The organism is Pseudomonas botevensis (assembly GCF_019145475.1).
GTDB lineage: Bacteria > Pseudomonadota > Gammaproteobacteria > Pseudomonadales > Pseudomonadaceae > Aquipseudomonas > Aquipseudomonas botevensis.
The window spans coordinates 54,110-73,080 of record NZ_JAHTKI010000016.1 but is presented as its reverse complement, the minus strand read 5'-3'; the positions used below and the strand labels follow the sequence as shown (position 1 = coordinate 73,080).

The following is an 18,971-nucleotide window of genomic DNA, read 5'->3' as shown; positions in this document are numbered from 1 at the left end:
TGCAATACATAGTTATGTCGTTTTCCCCCGAGAGGCTGCTAGCATCGGCCCCCACTGCATCCAGAACAGGCGAACGTCAGGTAGCCCATGCTCGAGCACACAGCACCGCCAGGGAAAGCACCGCTGATTCCGCCGCTGGACACGCGGCATCAGGTCGAAACGCCGGAAGGCATCGACCTGCCCTTGCGTCCGGCCGGGCTGATGGTGCGGGCCGTGGCCTTCTCGATCGACCTGGGCCTGCGCGCCGTGATCACCGGCGCGCTGTTCATTGTGCTGGCCTTTCTTGGCAAGCTCGGCATGGGCCTGGGTTCGCTGCTGCTGTTCGCGGTGAGCTGGTGGTACATGGTGCTGTTCGAGGTGCTGCGCCAGGGCCAGTCGCCGGGCAAGCAATGGATGGGCCTGCGGGTGGTGCATGACGACGGCACGCCAGTCGGCTGGTCGGCCTCGCTGTTGCGCAACCTGCTGCGCTTTGTCGACCTGATGCCGTTCGGCTACTTCCTCGGCGCAATCAGTTGTCTGCAACACCCGACCTTCAAGCGCCTGGGCGACCTTGCCGCCGGCACCCTGGTCATCCACATCGAGCGCCCCCTGACCCGCCCGCAACTGCCCGAGGCCGAACCGCGCCGCTCACCGATTCCCCTGAGCCTGAGCGAGCAACGCGCCCTGCTCGGTTTCGCCGAACGCCAGGCTGAACTGTCGCCGGCGCGGGTCAATGAACTGGCGGCCCTGCTCGCCCAGCCGTTGCACATCAGCGCGCCGAAAGCCGTGGGCGAACTCAACGGCATCGCCCGTGGGCTGTTGGGGCCGACATGAAACAGAGCCTTTTCGAAAACCGCCACAAGGCCGAATGGGAGCGCTTCGCCCTGGCGCTGGAGCGCCTCGAGCGCGGCAAGGACACCTCGCAAGTTGCCGCTTTCCCCAAGGCCTATCGGCGTCTCTGTCAGCACCTGGCGCTGGCGCAGGAGCGTGGCTACAGCAGTTTTCTGATCGATTCGCTGCAACAGCAGGTGCTGCGCGGCCACCAGCAGTTGTATCGCCATCGCAGCCGCCTCGGCGCCAATCTGCTGGGTTTCATCCTCGCCGGTTTCCCCCGGCTGGTGCGCCAGGAATGGCGTTTCGTCCTGGTTGCCGCGCTGCTGTTCTTCGGCAGCCTGGTCGGTTTCGGCGTGCTGGTATACGTCTTTCCGGAACTGGTCTACAACCTGATTCCCGCCGATCAGGTGCGCGAAATGCAGGGCATGTACGACCCGGTCGCCGGTCACCTCGGGCGCTCGGCCGAACGCGCGGCCAGCGAAGACTGGGTGATGTTCGGCTACTACATCATGCACAACATTGGCATCGCCTTTCAGACCTTCGCCAGCGGTTTGCTGGCGGGTCTGGGCAGTGCGTTCTTCCTTTTCTACAACGGCCTGATGATCGGTGCGGTGGCCGGCCACCTGACGGAAATCGGCTACGGCCAGACGTTCTGGTCATTCGTGATCGGCCATGGCGCGTTCGAACTCACGGCCATCGCCCTGGCCGGCGCGGCGGGGCTGAAACTGGGCTGGGTCTTGATCGCCCCCGGTCGCCTGACGCGCGGCGAAGCCCTCAGGCAAGCCGCCCGGCAAAGCGTCTTGCTGGTGTGCGGGGTCATGCTGTTTCTGCTGATTGCGGCGTTCATCGAGGCCTACTGGTCGTCGCGCACCGCCGTCACGCCGCTCACCAAGTATCTGGTCGGCGCCGCGCTGTGGGTGGCCGTGGCGACTTATCTGCTGTTCGCCGGAAGGATCCGCCATGCGCCTGAGTGACGCCACCGTGGTGATCCGCCCGCGCACGACCTGGGAAGCCATGGACCTGGGCGTGCTCATGAGCCAGCAACACCGGCGCCTGCTGATGAGCAGTTGGGCGATCGTCACCCTGCCGCTGTTCGCGCTGTTGAGCCTTTTGCTGTGGGACTCACCGTCGCTGGCCCTGTTGATTTTCTGGTGGTTGAAACCGGCTTATGAACGCCTGCCGCTGTACATCCTGTCCAAGGCCTTGTTCGGGGAAACCCCCACGCTCAAACAGGCATTGCGCCAATGGCCGCGCTTGCTCAAACCGCAGTTGCTGGCGAGTCTGACGTGGCGGCGCCTGAGCCTGAGTCGCAGTTTCCTGCTGCCGGTGGTGCAACTCGAAGGCCTCGACGGCACCGAGCGCCAGCAGCGCTTGCAGGTGTTATTGCAACGCCATTCCGGTGCCCCGCGCTGGCTGACCGTGATCGGTGCGCATCTGGAAACGGCGTTATGGATCGGCCTGATGGTGCTGTTCTACATGCTCCTGCCGCAACAGGTCGAAACCGATTGGGACTGGCAGAGCCTGATCCTCGCCAGCGGCCACGACTGGCGGTGGCTGGAGCACCTGACCAATGCTTTCTACGCACTGGTGCTGGTGGTGTGGGAGCCGGTTTACGTGGCGTGCGGTTTCAGTCTCTACCTGAACCGGCGCACCGAACTGGAAGCCTGGGACATCGAACTGGTGTTCCGTCGCCTGCGCCAACGCCTCAATGGCGCCGTCCCGGTGCTGCTGCTCGCAGCCTGCCTGTTGCTGCCAGGCCTGCCGTCGCCAGTCTGGGCCGACGAGCCCGCCAGCGGCCCGGATGCACCGCGTCTGTTGAACCAGCCGCTCACCAGCGAGGCGTCCCGCGACAGCATCAAGGCATTGCTCGAGCAGCCACCCTTCAAGAACAAGGAAACCGTCACCCGCTACCGCTTTGGCGAGGATCCCGCCGCCCCTGCCCGCCCCGAAAAGGAGGGAGAAGCCCCGCAGTGGCTCAAGACCCTGCTCGACTGGCTCGACGGCCAGCAGCTCAACGCCTTGGCCAACCTGATCGAAGTGCTGCTGTGGGGGGCGGTGATTGCCCTGCTCGGCTGGCTGGTGTGGCGCTATCGCGAGTTTCTGCAAGCCTTCGTCAGTCGCCGGCCCCGGTTGCCGAGCCGAACCCGACGCCCCGTGCCGCAACACGCCTTTGGCCTCGACCTGAGCCGGGAAACCTTGCCCGATGACATCGCCGCCAGCGCCGAACAGCTCTGGCAGACCCAGCCCCGCGCGGCCCTCGGCTTGCTCTACCGGGCATTGCTCAGCCATCTGCTGCACGACTTCGATCTGACCCTGAAACCCGCCGACACCGAAAACCAGGTACTGGCGCGCATCGAGCACCTGCAGCGCCCCGAGTTGCTGGCCTACAGTCGCCAACTCACCGTGCATTGGCAAAACATGGCCTATGGGCATCGGGTTCCGGCGGCGCATCTGCAACAAGAACTGTGCAATGGCTGGCGCGTCCTGTTCGGCCCCGGAGGCAACCCTTGAACCGGCGCGCGATCTGGCTAGCGGTTGCCCTGGTCGTCCTGCTGCTGGGCGGCGTCAGCGCTTATCTGTATAGCAAGGCCAGGCCCTATCAGGCCGTGGTCGATCACGGCCCGTCGCCCGCCGCACAGGCCAATCCCTATCTGGCCGCCGAGATGTTCCTGCGCGAACGGGGCATCACTGTCAGTCACGCCGAAGGCCTGTCCGTGCTGCCGGGCATCGACCCGCGCCAGCACACCCTGTTGCTGTTCGGCGACCGTTCGAAGATGACGCCGCGCCAGGTCGATCAAGTGTTGAACTGGGCACGGGCCGGCGGGCGGCTGGTGTTCGTCGCCGAGTCGTTGTGGGACGAAAAGGCCGGGCAGAGCAACGACCTGCTGCTCGACCGCGTGCAACTGCATCAGATGCTCAGCCAGGATCTCAAGGATCCGCCGGCCGATCCCACCGACGATCCCTACCCGAACCTGACCAAACTGTATCTGGAAGAAGAAGACGCGCCGGCCTATGCCGGTTTCGACACCGCGTTCCATCTCGAAGACCCGAAGAACCTGGCCCAGGCCTGGGCCAACAGCGGCAAGGCCACGCACATGATGCAACTGGCCTACGGCGTCGGCACGATCACCGTGGTCACCGATGCCGACCTGTGGAAAACCGCCGCCATCGCCGAGCACGACAATGCCTGGCTGCTCTGGTACTTGAGCGCCGATACCGCCGTGACCCTGCTGTTCAACACTGAACACGAGGGGCTGTGGACCCTGCTCTGGCGCTATTTCCCGCAGGCGATCATCGCGTTGCTGGCGCTGGTCGGGCTGGGGTTCTGGCACGTCGGGGTGCGCCATGGCCCGGTTCAGTTGCCGGCACCCGCCGGGCGTCGACAGTTGCTGGAACACCTGCGCGCCAGTGCCGATTTCATCCTGCGCCACAACGGCCAGCACACCTTGCTGCACGCCTTGCAGCAAGACGTGCTGCGCCGCGCCCGGCGGCGCCACCCCGGTTTCGACCAATTGAACGTTGCCGAACAATGGCTGGCGCTGTCGCGCCTGACCCGGCAACCGACCCGCGCCATCAGTCAGGCCCTGAGCCCGGTGTCGAAGCAGCGCTTGTCCAGCGCTGAATTCAGTCGCCAGGTCGCGCACCTGCAAACCTTGAGGAATGCCTTATGAGCGAACAGAACGAGCCCGGCAGCGCCACTCATGCCGCCCAGCAACGCCAGCGCGCCATTCAACTGGCCCAGGCCGTACGCCTGGAACTGCAAAAGGTCCTGATCGGCCAGAACCCGGTGATCGATGACGTGCTGACCGCGCTGATCGCCGGCGGGCACGTATTGCTCGAAGGTGTGCCGGGGCTTGGCAAGACGCTGCTGGTGCGGACGCTGGCACGTTGCTTCGGCGGCGAGTTCGCGCGCATCCAGTTCACCCCGGACCTGATGCCCAGCGACGTCACCGGCCACGCGGTCTACGACTTGCAGACCGAGCAGTTCAAGCTGCGCAAGGGGCCGCTGTTTACCAACCTGTTGCTAGCCGACGAGATCAACCGCGCCCCGGCGAAAACCCAGGCCGCGCTGCTCGAAGCGATGCAGGAGCGCCAGGTCACCCTCGAAGGCCGCGCGCTGCCGATCGCCCAGCCGTTCATGGTGCTCGCCACCCAGAACCCGATCGAACAGGAAGGCACCTACCCGCTGCCCGAAGCCGAACTCGACCGTTTCATGCTCAAGGTGCGCATCGACTACCCGGACGCCGATCAGGAGCTGGACATGGTGCGTCAGGTCAGCCGTTCGACCCGCGCCGACATGCTCGACGTCCAGCCGCTGCGCACGCTGCTGCAAGCCAAGGACGTACAGGCCCTGCAACGCATCGCCAGTGACCTGCCGCTGGACGATCAGGTCCTTGATTACGCCGTGCGCCTGGCGCGCAGCACCCGCACCTGGCCGGGCCTGATCCTCGGTGCCGGGCCGCGCGCCTCGATTGCCCTGGTGCGCTGCGCCCGGGCGCGAGCCTTGCTGCGCGGCGGCGAGTTCGTGATTCCGGACGACATCAAGGGCTGTGCCCTCGCGGTGCTGCGCCATCGCGTGCGGATCGCCCCCGAACTGGACATCGAAGGCCTGCAAGTCGATCAAGTGCTTCAGCAGTTGCTCGACCAAGTACCGGCGCCGCGTCTGTGAAACCCTCGCGCCTGTTGCTGAACTGGCTCGCCGCCCTGCTCGCCATCGGCATCGTACTGGGCGCGTTGCGGGCGCTGGACTTCGACGTGCCAGCAACCCTGTCCTCGATCAACTGGGGACTGCTGCTGGCGCTGTTGTTACTGGCGACCCTTGATGCCGTGCGCCTCAACAATCTGCCTGCGCCCCGAGTACGCCGGCAGATGCCCGGCAGCCTGGCGCTCGGGCGCTGGAGTGAAGTGCGGCTGGAGGTCGAACATGACTTCGAGCAGCCGTTGCATACCGGGATTTTCGACCACGTCCCCCAAGGGCTGAGCGTCGAAAACCTGCCGTTGAGCGTCGAGTTGCAACCGGGCCGATCCAGCCAGATCGGCTATCGCCTGCGCCCGTTGCAGCGCGGGCATTTCAGCTTTGAACACTGCGAAGTCAACCTGCCGAGCCCCCTGAGGCTGTGGTCCGGCAAACGCCTGCTCAACGTGACCGATCACACCCGCGTCTACCCGGACTTCGCCCGCCTGTACGGCGGCGAACTGCTGGCGGTGGACAACTGGCTCAACCAGCTCGGCGTGCGCCAGCGCCAACGGCGCGGCCAGGGCATGGAATTTCACCAACTGCGGGATTTCCGTGAGGGTGACAGCCTGCGCCAGATCGACTGGAAAGCCACCGCCCGCCACCGCACGCCGATTGCCCGCGAGTACCAGGACGAGCGCGATCAGCAGATCATCTTCATGCTCGATTGCGGCCGGCAGATGCGCAGCCAGGATGGCGAGCTGTCGCACTTCGATCATGCGTTGAATGCCTGTCTGCTGCTCAGTTACGTAGCGTTGCGGCAGGGTGACGCGGTGGGCTTGAGTACCTTTGCCGGTGATCAGCGACGCTACCTGGCTCCGGTCAAGGGCAGCGGGCAACTCAGCGCGCTGCTCAACAACGTCTACGACCTCGCCAGCACCCGCCACCCCGCCGACTACCCGGCGGCGGTGAATCAACTGCTGGCCCGACAGCAACGTCGGGCACTGGTGGTGCTGGTCACCAATCTGCGCGACGAAGACGATGAAGAACTGCTGTCCGCCGTCAATCGCCTGAACCAGCACCATCGAGTGTTGGTTGCGAGCCTGCGCGAAGACATGCTCGATGGCGTGCGGCACTCACCGGTGCAGACACTGAGCGAGGCACTGGCCTATTGCGGGGCGGTGGACTATTTGAATGCACGGGCAGAACTCCATGAGCGGCTGGACGCTCATGGAGTGGCAGTGTTAGACATCCGCCCCTCTGAGATGGGGGCCGCACTGGTCACCCGATACCTGGAAATGAAGCGGACCGGATTGTCGTAAGGGATGACTGAGCCTTAAACCGTGCTGTTTTCAGTCCCCTTCATCTGTCATCTTGAAACGTATTCCGGTCGAGCCAACAACCCCTTCCGCGACAATGACGGCGACAAAATCGGTATCTACTGGATCGTCGACCCTCATGGTCCAGGTAAATCCCTCCACGACGTTGTGGTAAGTACCCGCCGGGGGATCGAACAGGACAGATGTACCATTTGAAAAAATCGCCAGCTCGCCATTCACCATTTCCCGAGTGACCAGGACCTTGATTCCAATATTCTTGTTGCGATTGATCGGCACGGGAAACTGCAGGGGCAAAAAAATAGGAATGTTGTTCATCTGAACGGTGGTATTGGCGTAAACCGGATTATCGACAGAGCTGACACAAAGCTCTTTCGAGAGCTGCGAAGCGCCCACTCTGGCCGTCAGCGTCACGAAGCTGCCCTCGGGAATCGCCAAGGGCACGAATGCCTGGGTTGCCATTCCATTTGCATCGGTGACGGACTGGGTGTCCGGCAAGCCGCTGAAGCTCCAGTTAACCGTGGTTCCAGCCGGGGCATTTTCGACTTTCAGGCTGGCATGCAACGTACTGCCGACAAACACGGCTGGAGCATCGGTTGTCAGAAGGGTTGGAGAATACTCGGGCCGCCAGATGTCGAACGCGAGCGTTCTCATGTCCCAACCACCGACCCCGCCTTTGACGACTGCATTCAAAGCGCCCTGCCCGACATCCGTTATCTTGAACGTCACATGGGCCACACCTTCGGCGTTGCTGGTCGTTGACGCAAGGACGCTATCGGAAAACGTCCACATCACAACGACATCCGCCAGGGGTTCGCCGGTGTCTGGCGAGACGATCATGGCTCGCGCCGACACTTCATCTCCCGGATAACCACCCGGAGTATCGCTGACCAATTCAATGATGGCTCGGGGCGGGTTCAGCGTATATGCCAATGACACCGACGCTGAATGGCCCTGATCACCCACTCTGGCGGTCAATTTTGCCGGGCCGGGCACTGTCGGTACGAAGCGGATCCGCGCCACACCATAAAAATCGGTCACGCTGGTCACGTCGCCCAGCTCCAGGCTAGACCAGGTGACCGTCCATCCCGCCATCGGCTTACCGCTGATGCCAGACACCACGCGTACCTGCTCAACCAGTTCCTGTCCCCAGTCCAGCGCCTGGTCGGTGCGGCTTTCAGCCGAAATGTTCAATACCAGAGCTCCAGAACCCACCGACATGTGCATCGGCGGCGACAGGCGCGCCAGGCGCTCGGCAGCAAGACGCAGCGCGCAACTGCCGTCCTTCAGATCCTTTACGGAAAACGGATAGTGCAAGGCACCGTGGAACACTTGCGCCAGACCCAGGGTGTTGGCCGGGACGAAAGCGACCCCCAGCGCGGTTGGCGCATCGCCGCTCATTCCCAAGGTCAGCGTGCGTCCGATCAGGGCATTGCCTTCGGGTGCCGAAACATCAAGCGCATGTTCTGCTTTGCGGCGCGGAAAGTAGGTTTTGTTTCCAAGTCGATCGACAGGCAGTCCGTCGAAAGCGCTGAACATCTGCTCCCAGGGATCAACGGCCAAGGCATTGGCCGCTGTCGAGCGCGACTCTTCAAAGTTGTCAAAAAGGCTGCGGACCGAGCCCGTGACCACATGGACACCGGCGGCTTTCGGCTCATAGGCAAAACCGCTCGCGCCATCGGCGTCGGTCTGAACCTCAATGCGTTCACCTTCGGCTTCCCATATCACCGACGCGTCTGCTACCGGCCTGTCGGTGAAATGCGAAACAACCCTGGCCCGGATCCACGCCTTGTCCAATCCGATGACCGGGTCTATCGCCGGATCGCGTAGCTCGGTCAGCCGGAGTTTGTTGTGCGCCAGCCGCATCGGCGTGGCCGTCGCGACAAAATCGAGCTGAGGCACAGACAGCGTCAGGTTGAATTGACCGGCCACCGCACCGGTAAAGTCCAGCGTCCACTGTGCCCCGTCGGCATTCAACGGCTGTGGCCGATCCAGCACGGGCGTGATCGTGGCCCCCAGTTCGGCGGCCGGCGTCCCCGTCCATTGCACAAACAGGTCCAGTCCCAGCAAGGGCGTGAGCGCGTTGGGCAACGCCCTGAACCCGTGCAGCGCGCCCAGGCAGGGATAAAACGCCTGGCCGCTCAGGTGTGCTGAAACCTGATCGAGCAGCAAGCTCAGTTCCTCCCTGAGATCCGGGTGCAGCAAACGTCCGGACAACTCGCGAACACCGGGCTCACCCTCAATCCGCAACTCCACTTCGAACGGCCTGCTCTGGCTGGTGCCGATCGGCGATGAAAGGGTCCATTCCACCCCCTGCGCGAGCAGCGTTTTCGCAGCCCCCAGCTCACTGATGGACAGACCGATCACAGGATCCGCCTTGCGCCAATGCACGCTGATATTTTTTCCGATCCAGGGGCTGGCGGGAGTCGGCAAGACGTTCAGGGTGTGGGTCTGTCCACGGTGACAGAGCAAGCCCAGCGTGTTGCGCTCGACTTCAACACCGTCGAGGAAAAACCTGACGTGGCTTTTCCAGGGGCTGGTCGCAATCGCAGTAATGACGAAAGTTCTTTCGACCGGGATCGCATCCGGGTGCGCCTGAATCTGTACCGCAACGGTATGGTTTCCGGCGCTGGTCGGTTGCCACGAGAAACTCGCCCAACCGCCCGCGCCCGTGGTCGAGTCAACAGAACTTCCGTCCGGCAGCCGCCATTTGGCCAGCGCGCCCTGCACCGGTTCACCCTGCCCCGTCGCCAGCCGATGTAACACTTCCAGTTGGACCGTCGCACGCTCGCCCTCATCCACCACGCACGCCTTGTCAGCTTCGCGCACGGCGCCAATCTCGATCTCGTTGCGTGCCAGGCGCATGCTTTTATACGGCGATGGCCTGAGCAGTTTCGAGCAGGTCAACTGCAACTCGAAGTTGCCATCCCGCTCATCTGCGCTGGTCAGTGTCCAGAGCAGTTCACGAGTAGAGGTTACCGGCACATTTTCCTTGATCGCGGGGCTGACGCCGACCTTCAGTTGCGCCTGGGAGTCGCCCTTCCACTCGAGCGATATTTCGCTTCCCACCAAGGTCTCCGGCACCGTTGCCAACAGGGGATAAGTCGAACCCCGATTTGGCCACCCCGTCTTTAACGCCCAAGGGTTTGCCTCACCAGCGACAACGCTCATCACCTGTGACCAGGGATCTGTCGCCAGCACCCGCACCTCCAGGTTCTGCGTCACCACACCCGACGCATAGAAAAGACTCGCGACCGAGGCCTCGACGGTAAAGGTGCCCGCGACGTCTGGCTGGAAAACAAAGTACGCCCAGCCACCCGCGTCCGTGACGGCCGCAACCTGAATCGATGTTCCGGCCACGGTCCAGGTAACGGTCAGCCCCTCAAGGGGTTCGCGCGTGTAAAACGAGGCCACGCGCACGCCCAGTTCGACGGACTCGTTGTGCTCCAGGACCGGGAAATACCCGGCCTCCTGCACTTGCAGGAATTGCAGGCGGTGATGCCACAACGAAGCCTTCAACTCATAGGGATCGGCACTGAACTGGTTGATCAGCGTGAGGGTCAGCGGGTGTGGCGCGGTCAGGGCGAGCGGCGGGCAGCTCAGTGAACGCGGCACGTCCAGCGGATGATCCACCGGCCAGTCAGGCTCGGCGGCTATCGCCCCCAGTGGATTGTCATCGACCGCCAGAGAGTAAGCCGTACCCCGCCAGGTATTGGCGTCGGCGACGTCAAATACTAGCTGATGAACCCCAAGGTCATGTGCCCCCAGACATAGCGGCACCCACGCCGTCGGCGGGTGTGATTGGTCGTCGAGGCTGAAGGCCCGCAACACCAACGGTTGCAGGTGCAGCTCGATGACGATGTCGGTGAAGTACAGCAAAAAATTATAGTCATCGGGCTCGCTCGGCGGGCTGGTCATACTGAACGTCAGCATGGCACCCGCGCGGAACGCCGGGTCCAGCACCACTTCGTACTCGTCAGGTTCAAAGGCCAGCGGCTGCCCTTCGTTGCGCTGCCGCCCCGGCGGAATCTGAATGTCGAGGGGCGGCATCCCTTCGCTGCTGATGCGCACCAGCCCCGTGCCGGGATGGCGCGACTCACACAGAAACTTCAAGACATAGAGCGCGTTTGGCCCAGGGTCCAGAGGCGCGACGACGTCCTGGCTGACGGACGCAGCATTCCCGACCGACAGGGTTCTGACGGGCAGGCCGTTGTGCTCCTGCCCCACCACCTGAACCCAGGGGCTGCCTCTGGGAAACACCGTCCAATTGGTCAACGCCTGGCGGAATGCGCCGTTGATCACCAGACTCTGGTTCGCCCGTACATTCCGTTTACGCATGGCGACTCTCTCCTTTGCGCTTCTGGTTTTTACCGGGGGTCTCGGCGAGCGTCACCATGTCCTCGACCTGACGCGTGAAGGTGGGCTCACCCGCCCTGGCGGTAAAACAGATCTCCAGAATGATGTCCGTCAGCGACGCCAGCATGGCGCTCTGCGGCGCTTTCAGCGGCCAGGGAAACTTCAACTGCCAGCAGGAAACCGCCCCGGTGTTTTCGAACGGATTGAGCAAGCCCTCCTCGGGCTTCTGACCGGTCAGGCCGTTATCGGCGATCCCGGTCGAGACAACGATTGACTGGCTGGCCAGCAGGTTGATCAACACATCGGCCGGCGCCACGGAACCCGCAGGCTGGTGCAGATGGGCCACCGACTGGGCCGTTGCCCGGGTGGCGATCCTGCTGCTGATCTGCACCAGCGTCGCATGCACATTCTGGTAAGCGCCTTTCATGACCGGCAGATGAACCATGACCGAACAGATCTGCCGGCAGTAATGCCCCGGATGGTCACGGTCAAACAGCAACTGGGTCAGGCAGAAATCCAGCGTTCCCTTGCTCTTCAACTGCGCCAGCGCTTCGTCCCAGTTGTAGAGCGCGAACTGTGGTTCCACGGTGTCATTGAACAATTGACGCAGGGATACGGTTTTGCGCAGTTCGAGGCGCCGCTGATAACGCTGCATGTAATCATGCTCCATGCCCAGCAGCCACATCCGCAGATGCTCGCCGGACGTCAGACCGTGACGGGTGTCCAGCCAGACCTGGGGCAAGGGACGCGGCGAATCGAAATCGCCGGTCTCGGCACTCATGGATGCCTGCGCACTGCGACACAAGCTGACCACGGCATCGTGAGCCTGATATTGCAGGGCCTTCAGTTGCCCCAGCATCCAGCGGAACACCTCGGCCCGGGTCGCCCGTTTTTTCAGGAAGTTGTAGAGCATCAGGGCATGGGCGTTCCCGCGCAGGGTCTGCTCCAGATGGGTTTCAGCCGCCAGGACCGACTGCCTCTGCGCGCTGATCTGCACATTCAACGCACGCACTTCCGCCAATGCCTGGTCGCGTTGCAGGCCCCAATCATCACGTCGGCGACGGTAAGCCGCCGTCGCCGATTGCTTGTCAGCCTCCATCTGCTGCACCGAGGCGGCGACGTTCAGCCCGAACACCACGGCATCGGTGACTTTCTCGACCTGGTGCCCACCATTCGCCAAACCAAAAATTTTCGGCAACGCGGCAATGGCTGCGCCAACCGGTTTGATGCTGGACGCGATGAGTGACAGCTCTTTGGATAACTGGATCTTGTCCATCACCTCATACTCGACCGCCGATACGTCCTCGACATAGCGTTGCTCATAGGCGACGGCACGTTCCTGGGCCACGGCTCTGCTCTGTTCCAGCGCAGTGACTTGCAGGCGCAGTTGTTCGAGGGTCTGTTCCTGCATTCTTTGCGCGAAGTCGCCCAGCTCCACCAGTTGCTGTTGCTGCGTTTCCTGTAGTTCGGCCTGATCCGCCTGCTGCATCAGACTCAACACCTGCGCGCCGAAGTCCGACAGCATCTGCGCAGCGCGCATCCCGACCTCGAACGACATGCGCCAGCGGAAAGCGACGACTTTCAGACGACCGCCCATGGCTCTGGGCGTACCACTGTTTCCGCTAGCCAGATCGAGCAGTAACTGGCCAGGGTCGGCGGGGGGAGAGAACAAATCGATGAGCAACGGCGTGCCATCGATGCTGCGATTGTTACGCAGGTTATCCAGGCGCTCGCCCGGCAACGCGTATAGCCGGAGCAACTGTTCGTTGAGCGGATTTATGAAAATCTCGGAGCCGAGCAATCCCGAGCGGGCATCGGCATCGGTCGCCAGCGGGAAATCGCCAAGGCTGAACGCCAATGCGCTTTCAAACGCCTCAAGCCGGGGGCGTGATTCGCTGGCGGTCAAGAGATCGTCGAGCCGGATGGTTTGCCAGCGGTTCACTGCGCGAACCGACGGTTGCCTGCCCATCAGAAACTCGGCATGGACGTAACACAGCCGGGCCGCGACCAGACTGTCGCGAGTCAGTTGCCGATAGTGCCAGTCGCCCTTGGCAATCAGGGTCTGGACGTATTCGCAGAACACCAGAATCTGGTAGTGCCGGGGGGTTCCATAGCAAATGGCATCAGGGTCCATCGGGCGCCAGGCTTCGTGTCCCGGATTGCCATCGCCGTGCAATGCCCGGCACCGCCAGTACGGCGGTCTAGGGTTGTCCACGGGAGGATCATCAGGGTCGGCCGGCCCTTGGGGATCGAACAGGTAATTGAGCCAGTCCAGCGCCTCCTGGAAACGCTGCTCATCGCGCAGGCGCGTGGCAACCAGATGCGCCATGTGAAAAAACAATTCCCAGGCATTGCGGCCGTTGGCGCTGTCGAACATGCCATTGGTTTCAACGAACGGCGCACTCGAAGGCCCTGGCTCTTCCAGGAACTGAGTGAACCAGTCAAGCACGGCATCGACGGAAATGCTGGCACGCGCCACCAGTTCGGCGCTGAAGAGCGTATTGAGCCGGGTGAACTTGAGCGCAAGGTGCGCCTGGTTGAATGATAGAAACTGCGCCGCGTTGCGCGTGTTCTTGAGCAGGGTCGGAACAACGAAATCCGTCAGATCCCTGACCCGCACTTCGAAACGCTTTGTGCCTTGGGTGGTACTGCCAAAGGTGAAGACAACCGGTTGCGTCCAGGAACCCTTGGCCCGGGTGAAAACCTGCGAAACGCTGCTCCAGCCTCCTGCCCGTGGATAGTCAGCGGTCTGTGGCGCAGGGTCTCCGGGCAGCGCGCCTTGCAGGGCCAGCGTCAGGGAAACGTCGGCTCCGGAAAGCCTTGTCGACCAGCAGTAGCCCTGAACAATCAGCACATCATCGCTGCCGACGCGATGCGCCGTGGCGTGCAGGCCCAGGAAATCCGTCAGCGCGCCTGCCGGCGCATCACTGGCCACCACCTGCGGCTGATTCATCAGCGGATGCTGAATCATGTCGACGCCCGTGAAACGGTCACTCGCCACATGCTCCAGCCAAGCGCCATCGTCATGGGCAATGGCCCGTAAAAACACATCACGCACGACGCTTTCCCGGATGGCGCCAACGCCAGTTTTTTCGTTGGTCAGCAACACCCCGAGTTTGCCTTTGGGCATCTGATAATCCGTCCAGACCGTGACGATCAGTCGGGCGCCGACGGGAGAGGTTTTTTCCTGAAATTCCCGCGTGAGCAATGTTGTCGGCGGTGACCACTGATCGTTCTGGCGCTTGAAGGCCAGGTAAACGTCCAGTTTGTCCGGGAGAAACTCGTCCTTGTGTTCGACCCGGTCGCGCCAGGTGGCCCACACGACACACAGCCGCCCATTCCAGACCACCAGCCGCATATCCAGCACCTGGGCATCCACGGCCACCTCTACGGGCAGCGGGTCACTCCATGCCGCCGGATTCAAGGCCGTTTCAGTGGCGCCCACTTCGACTTCGGCTTTTCGCCAGAAATATTGGGGCGGACTGCTGCGCGTACGGCTGATGAAGTAGTAAACCGCCAGCTCCGGCGACACGCCGTGCATGTAGGCGCTGATCATCTCCAGATCACAGATTTTGACGAACGCTTCGAGATACGCCTGCATCGCGGTCTGCACGCTGTCAGTCGTCAGGCGGGTCTGGTTCAAGTCGTTTTCAAAGGTTTTGAACAGGCTGGTCTTGCCGATACGCACCGAAGGCTGAACGACGTTTTCCGGGTAGGTCTGGAGTATTTTCACCGCCGCCCAGGTCGAGTAGTCAGCGGAAAACTTCCACGCCTCGAGATCCTTCGGCTCGAACTCGGTGTCCTCGAAACCAGGCTCGAGCTTGTGATACACCGCACGAATGTACTGCTGCACACAACTCGTCGCTTCGGCCACCCAGGAGCTTTGCACCGCATGACTGTCCAGCGTATCCAGGCGCAGAAGCTCCAGCATGTCGGCCGGTGTTCTGGCGAACGGGTACTTTTTGACGTTGTCCTTGCGAAGCTGCCCGATGGCGTATGCGAGCAGCGCCTGACGACGCTTCTCCTGCAACCCGCCGATATTGCCAATCGATGCCATGGTCGTTGCTCCTGAAGCAATGAACGAAACCGCACCTGCCGCGTGCGATCCGGCTCAAGCCGGCGGCAGGAACCGGATCGGTTCGAAAATCGCGCTGTTGTTGCTACCCTGGCTGCGCACGGAAAACGTGAACGTCCCGCCTTCAGGAGCGTGGATAAACACCTTGGTCAGCCCTTGCTGATCGGTGAAGGATTGCCCCGCTGGCCGGATGACGACCGGCTTGCCTTCATCGCCTGCGGCAGGCTCGGAAAACCACTCGATGAGCTGGTGCGGCCCACGGTTTTTGAAGTCGTCCCGCAGCTCGGCGTACAGCTGCACTTCTTCGCCCGCCGCTACGCTGGCCAGCGGAATTCGCGACATCAACGGGCCTGGGAAGAACAGTGTCGAGGCGTCGGGAACCACACGAACTTCCGGCGCGTTGACCGGTTTGAACAGATCCATCCAGAACGCTGGCGTGTCGCTGCCCAGTGCCTGACCGGGGACGAACTCGGCCTTGAGTTTGCCGTTTTCATCGGTGATCTTCGTCGCAATGGTGCCGAGGCTGGCTTGCCAGAACACCCTGATCCCCTTCAATGGCGTGCCGTCGGCATCCTTCAGCGTCACCGTGTAGGTGATGGTGTTATCCGAGTTGGCCACGACCTCGGTGTTATCCACCGTGCAGGTCCTGACGACCAGTTGCTCCACGTCACCGACAAGCTGAAGATCAACTACTCGCGCTTGCGACTGGCTCAGCAGGGCGTGCTCGGCGGCGTCGGCATAGGCCTCCTTGTCGATGGCCTCCGGCAAGTTGCCAAGCAGAAAAATCGTCCGGGCATCCATACCGCTGTGCGCGGCCAGCGTGCGGATGCGCATCAACAGATCCAGTTGGCGCAGGGTTTTCAGAATCTTGAGCGACGGATCGATCCGGGCCACGCACTGGCGCACCTCCACAACGCTCCAGCGAAAGAACCCGGCCAGCTTGATGTAGCTGGCCTCCTGGGCAAGCCTCAACGAATCCCCGGCAATGTTGCTTTGCAGAGTGTCGACGGCGCGCAGGTAGTCCAGCAGAACCTGCGCGGGCTGCTCGCTCATCTCGAACGCACGGGTGAGCGCGGTCAGGTAATAGAGCGTGCTCATCGAAAACTCGTGTTTGCTCGACTGGCCGAGCCAGGCCCGATGACCGTAAGCCAGATACTCCTGCAACACGGCGACACTCAGCCCCAGTGTTGCGACGACCTCGCTGAGGCGTTGCACATTGGCCAACATCCTGAGCAGCGGATCGCCTTCGACGAAGCGTTCACCGCGCACGCTTTGCGGGCTCTGCGCGCCTCGCTCGGTGATCGCGCGCAACAGTCGATAGACCGAGGCATCGGCCCAGGCCAGAACGACCATGGCCAGCTCGGGATCAAGGCCGGTCAATACGGCCAGTGCCTCCCTGGCCACCGAGACTTGTGCCTCCCTGGCTTGCAGCAGGACACCGAGCATTCTTTCGACGATGGCCGCCCGCAGTTCGGTGGCCATCGCCGGCAGGCCATCCTGCACCGCACGGTCCAGGCGCAGACGAGCCTCGATCAGGTATTGAGATTCATCCACGGTGATCGCGAGCACCAGGCCATCGGCGTCCGCCAGCGAAGCCAGCAGACTGAGCCAGTTCCCCACGGGCACGGGCGGTACGTCGGCCATCAGGAATCCGGCATCGGTCAACAAGGCCGCCGGCAGCAGACTGGCAACCTTGTCGAAAAACTGCAGCTGCGCGGCGGAGGCTGTGCCACTGACGGGTGGCTCCGCCACCATCTGCAGCATCCCGAGTACCGCCAGGTTGCGCTCCTTGCACCAGCTCACGCACGAATGCAGGGCATAGATCAGGTTCAATACATCCGGCGCATCGCCCGCGCCGGTATTGATTTTGGGCAACCCCGCCAACCCGTTGAGCCAGCTGTTGCCGCCGCCCATCAAGGTCAGCATCAGTACGATTTCGACCGGGGTAACCCCCAGCATCCGCGCCAGCTTCACCAACCGATAAAACGCGGAAACCACCGCTGGCGTACGTTGCAGGTTTCTACCCAGCCCTTGCGCTTCGGCTATCGCCACAGCCAGGTAGCTGTAGGTCAGCAGATCGATCTGCAAACCGCTGCACAACTGAATGACGGTCGGGTCGCTGCTGCCCACGGCGGGTATCGCCGCAAAGTCCTCGCCATCGAGCATCAAAGGCTGGCGATAGTTGCCCTGGCCGTTGAACACCTGATCAAACAGCGAGAGTTCATCACCGATTCCCCACCGCGGCATCTCGTCCAGGAACACAGCGAAGTCCAGAGCAGCACACCCATAGCGTTCACGCAGCAGCCGGAACAGTCCCAGCGCATGCAACACGTTATCGGTTATCCACAACTCGCCCGCTTTTGCCCCGCCGCGAACTTCTGCGCTCATCGCGCAGACCAGCATCGTGTCCACCTCAAAACTGCGCAGGCCCAGCCATTTGTCCAGGCGCACCTTGCGGTTCAGTCGATCGAAACGCTCGAAATCGGCTTCCGTGTCGGGTCCCAGATTGAGTTTCTGAATCTGCCCGTTCTCGACGATATCGATGGCAGGGCCTTGTGCGGCGTTGACGTACACCGCGCCGAAGCGCTCGCTTTCCGGCCTGGCTGGCGCGGTATCGGCGAACTTCACATTGGCCGAGCGTTGCGGTGCGAAAGCGCGAATCGCCAGGAGCGACTCGACATCGGCAACCACCAGTGAAGTCCGCTCACCGAAGAACTGGACCTGATCGAGGTTCTGGTACTTGTCGAGATTATCGGAGCCGAAGTTCTCGTTGAAAAAGGCTTCCCGGTCCGCAAAGACCGCTCGTGCTTGCGTCAACAATGTTCGCTGGTAAGGCCCCAGCCGCGAGGCATGGGCCAGCGCGCGGCCGGCATCGGCGTCCCAGCCATCGACCTGCAGAAAATAAGGAAACTGCAGGTCGACCATGTGGGCAAAATTACCCACCGACAGGCCCAGATGCTCGGCGATCGCATCGACGGTGACCCAATGCTGGAAGTAAGGCAGGTCATTGGGGTAGCGCGCCTCGATCAGGGCGTCCACCAGATTGGTCGCGGTGCCATGGGTCGTGATGAACACTTCCAGCACATGGTTGATGATGTCGACCGCCGAGACCGACTGGTAAACCGCGTTGAAATCAACCACCAACTGCTTCAAGTCAGTGCGCCGGTTATGCAGCAGGTAGTCCGCCTCGGTGTCACCGACGCTCTCGATACGTCCGCTGACCCACTGCAACAACTCGACCAGATAAGCCACCGGCGACCAGAGGCTTTCCAGCGCGGTCGGTGGGCAGGAGCCGTCGAAGTCGGGGTTGAGCAACGTCTCGAAAGTCGGCCCCGCAACCATCGACAGCAGCCCGCTCGATGAGGCACTTTCCTGTCCGGCTGCGGTTTTTTCCTGCTTGCGGCCCGTCAAGGTATGTTCGATGAACCGGCGCCTGACGTAGATGGCCATACTGCTGGCCTGGCGCAGGAACGCCTGCGCATCTTCACGGCTCATCCGGTAGTCCTTCACGAGGCCGTGAACACCCTTTTCCACCAGAGGAAAAATCGAACCGCCCGCACTCAGATAGGCGCTCAAGTCGGGGTATTTCTTGCCGCGCGTGCGCGTCGCGAACAACTGTTCATAGAGTTGCTCGGCAGGACGTTTGCGGTTCTTGGCCATGGTGATTTCCTTGCGGCAAAAGCCATCCCGACGAGCTGCTTTTGTTCGGCAGTTC

Annotated in this window: 9 protein-coding genes; 6 read left to right on the top strand and 3 right to left on the bottom strand. The window is 62.3% G+C overall.

The window, feature by feature from the left end; all coding sequences use genetic code 11:
• Positions 1-87: 87 nt before the first annotated feature.
• The 6 genes from KVQ74_RS19570 to KVQ74_RS19545 are packed head-to-tail and all read left to right on the top strand — an operon-like array spanning position 88 to position 6,810.
• The gene (locus KVQ74_RS19570; RefSeq protein WP_217832812.1) at positions 88-813 is read left to right on the top strand and encodes an RDD family protein; all 726 of its coding nucleotides are present in this window, start codon (positions 88-90) and stop codon (positions 811-813) included.
• Positions 810-1,787 (top strand): stage II sporulation protein M, encoded by a 978-nt coding sequence (locus KVQ74_RS19565; RefSeq protein ID WP_217832811.1) that lies wholly within the window; start codon positions 810-812, stop codon positions 1,785-1,787. The genes KVQ74_RS19570 and KVQ74_RS19565 overlap by 4 nt, the downstream gene beginning before the upstream one ends.
• Complete coding sequence (locus KVQ74_RS19560) at positions 1,774-3,324, top strand: DUF4129 domain-containing protein (protein WP_217832810.1); 1,551 nt, start codon at positions 1,774-1,776, stop codon at positions 3,322-3,324. The genes KVQ74_RS19565 and KVQ74_RS19560 overlap by 14 nt, the downstream gene beginning before the upstream one ends.
• Complete coding sequence (locus KVQ74_RS19555) at positions 3,321-4,484, top strand: DUF4350 domain-containing protein (protein WP_217832809.1); 1,164 nt, start codon at positions 3,321-3,323, stop codon at positions 4,482-4,484. Before KVQ74_RS19560 ends, KVQ74_RS19555 begins: the two co-directional genes overlap by 4 nt.
• Positions 4,481-5,482 (top strand): AAA family ATPase, encoded by a 1,002-nt coding sequence (locus KVQ74_RS19550; protein WP_217832808.1) that lies wholly within the window; start codon positions 4,481-4,483, stop codon positions 5,480-5,482. The genes KVQ74_RS19555 and KVQ74_RS19550 overlap by 4 nt, the downstream gene beginning before the upstream one ends.
• Complete coding sequence (locus KVQ74_RS19545; RefSeq protein ID WP_217832807.1) at positions 5,479-6,810, top strand: DUF58 domain-containing protein; 1,332 nt, start codon at positions 5,479-5,481, stop codon at positions 6,808-6,810. The genes KVQ74_RS19550 and KVQ74_RS19545 overlap by 4 nt, the downstream gene beginning before the upstream one ends.
• 30 nt (positions 6,811-6,840) lie before the next feature.
• Here the strand turns inward: KVQ74_RS19545 and KVQ74_RS19540 are convergent, their stop codons facing one another.
• The 3 genes from KVQ74_RS19540 to KVQ74_RS19530 are packed head-to-tail and all read right to left on the bottom strand — an operon-like array spanning position 6,841 to position 18,916.
• Entirely contained in the window at positions 6,841-11,163 is a 4,323-nt protein-coding gene (locus KVQ74_RS19540) for an Ig-like domain-containing protein (RefSeq protein WP_217832806.1), read from the bottom strand.
• A complete protein-coding gene (locus tag KVQ74_RS19535; protein WP_217832805.1) occupies positions 11,156-15,238 on the bottom strand; it encodes a Tc toxin subunit A-related protein in 4,083 nt (1,360 codons plus the stop codon). Before KVQ74_RS19535 ends, KVQ74_RS19540 begins: the two co-directional genes overlap by 8 nt.
• 54 nt (positions 15,239-15,292) lie before the next feature.
• Positions 15,293-18,916 (bottom strand): Tc toxin subunit A, encoded by a 3,624-nt coding sequence (locus KVQ74_RS19530; protein WP_217832804.1) that lies wholly within the window; start codon positions 18,914-18,916, stop codon positions 15,293-15,295.
• Between the last annotated feature and the right edge of the window lie 55 nt (positions 18,917-18,971).

Coding starts and splice junctions, on each gene's coding strand:
- KVQ74_RS19570 (WP_217832812.1), top strand. CDS start 88: ATGCTCGAGCACACAGCACCGCCAGGGAAAGCACCGCTGATTCCGCCG.
- KVQ74_RS19565 (WP_217832811.1), top strand. CDS start 810: ATGAAACAGAGCCTTTTCGAAAACCGCCACAAGGCCGAATGGGAGCGC.
- KVQ74_RS19550 (WP_217832808.1), top strand. CDS start 4,481: ATGAGCGAACAGAACGAGCCCGGCAGCGCCACTCATGCCGCCCAGCAA.
- KVQ74_RS19535 (WP_217832805.1), bottom strand. CDS start 15,238: ATGGCATCGATTGGCAATATCGGCGGGTTGCAGGAGAAGCGTCGTCAG.
- KVQ74_RS19560 (WP_217832810.1), top strand. CDS start 1,774: ATGCGCCTGAGTGACGCCACCGTGGTGATCCGCCCGCGCACGACCTGG.
- KVQ74_RS19540 (WP_217832806.1), bottom strand. CDS start 11,163: ATGCGTAAACGGAATGTACGGGCGAACCAGAGTCTGGTGATCAACGGC.
- KVQ74_RS19530 (WP_217832804.1), bottom strand. CDS start 18,916: ATGGCCAAGAACCGCAAACGTCCTGCCGAGCAACTCTATGAACAGTTG.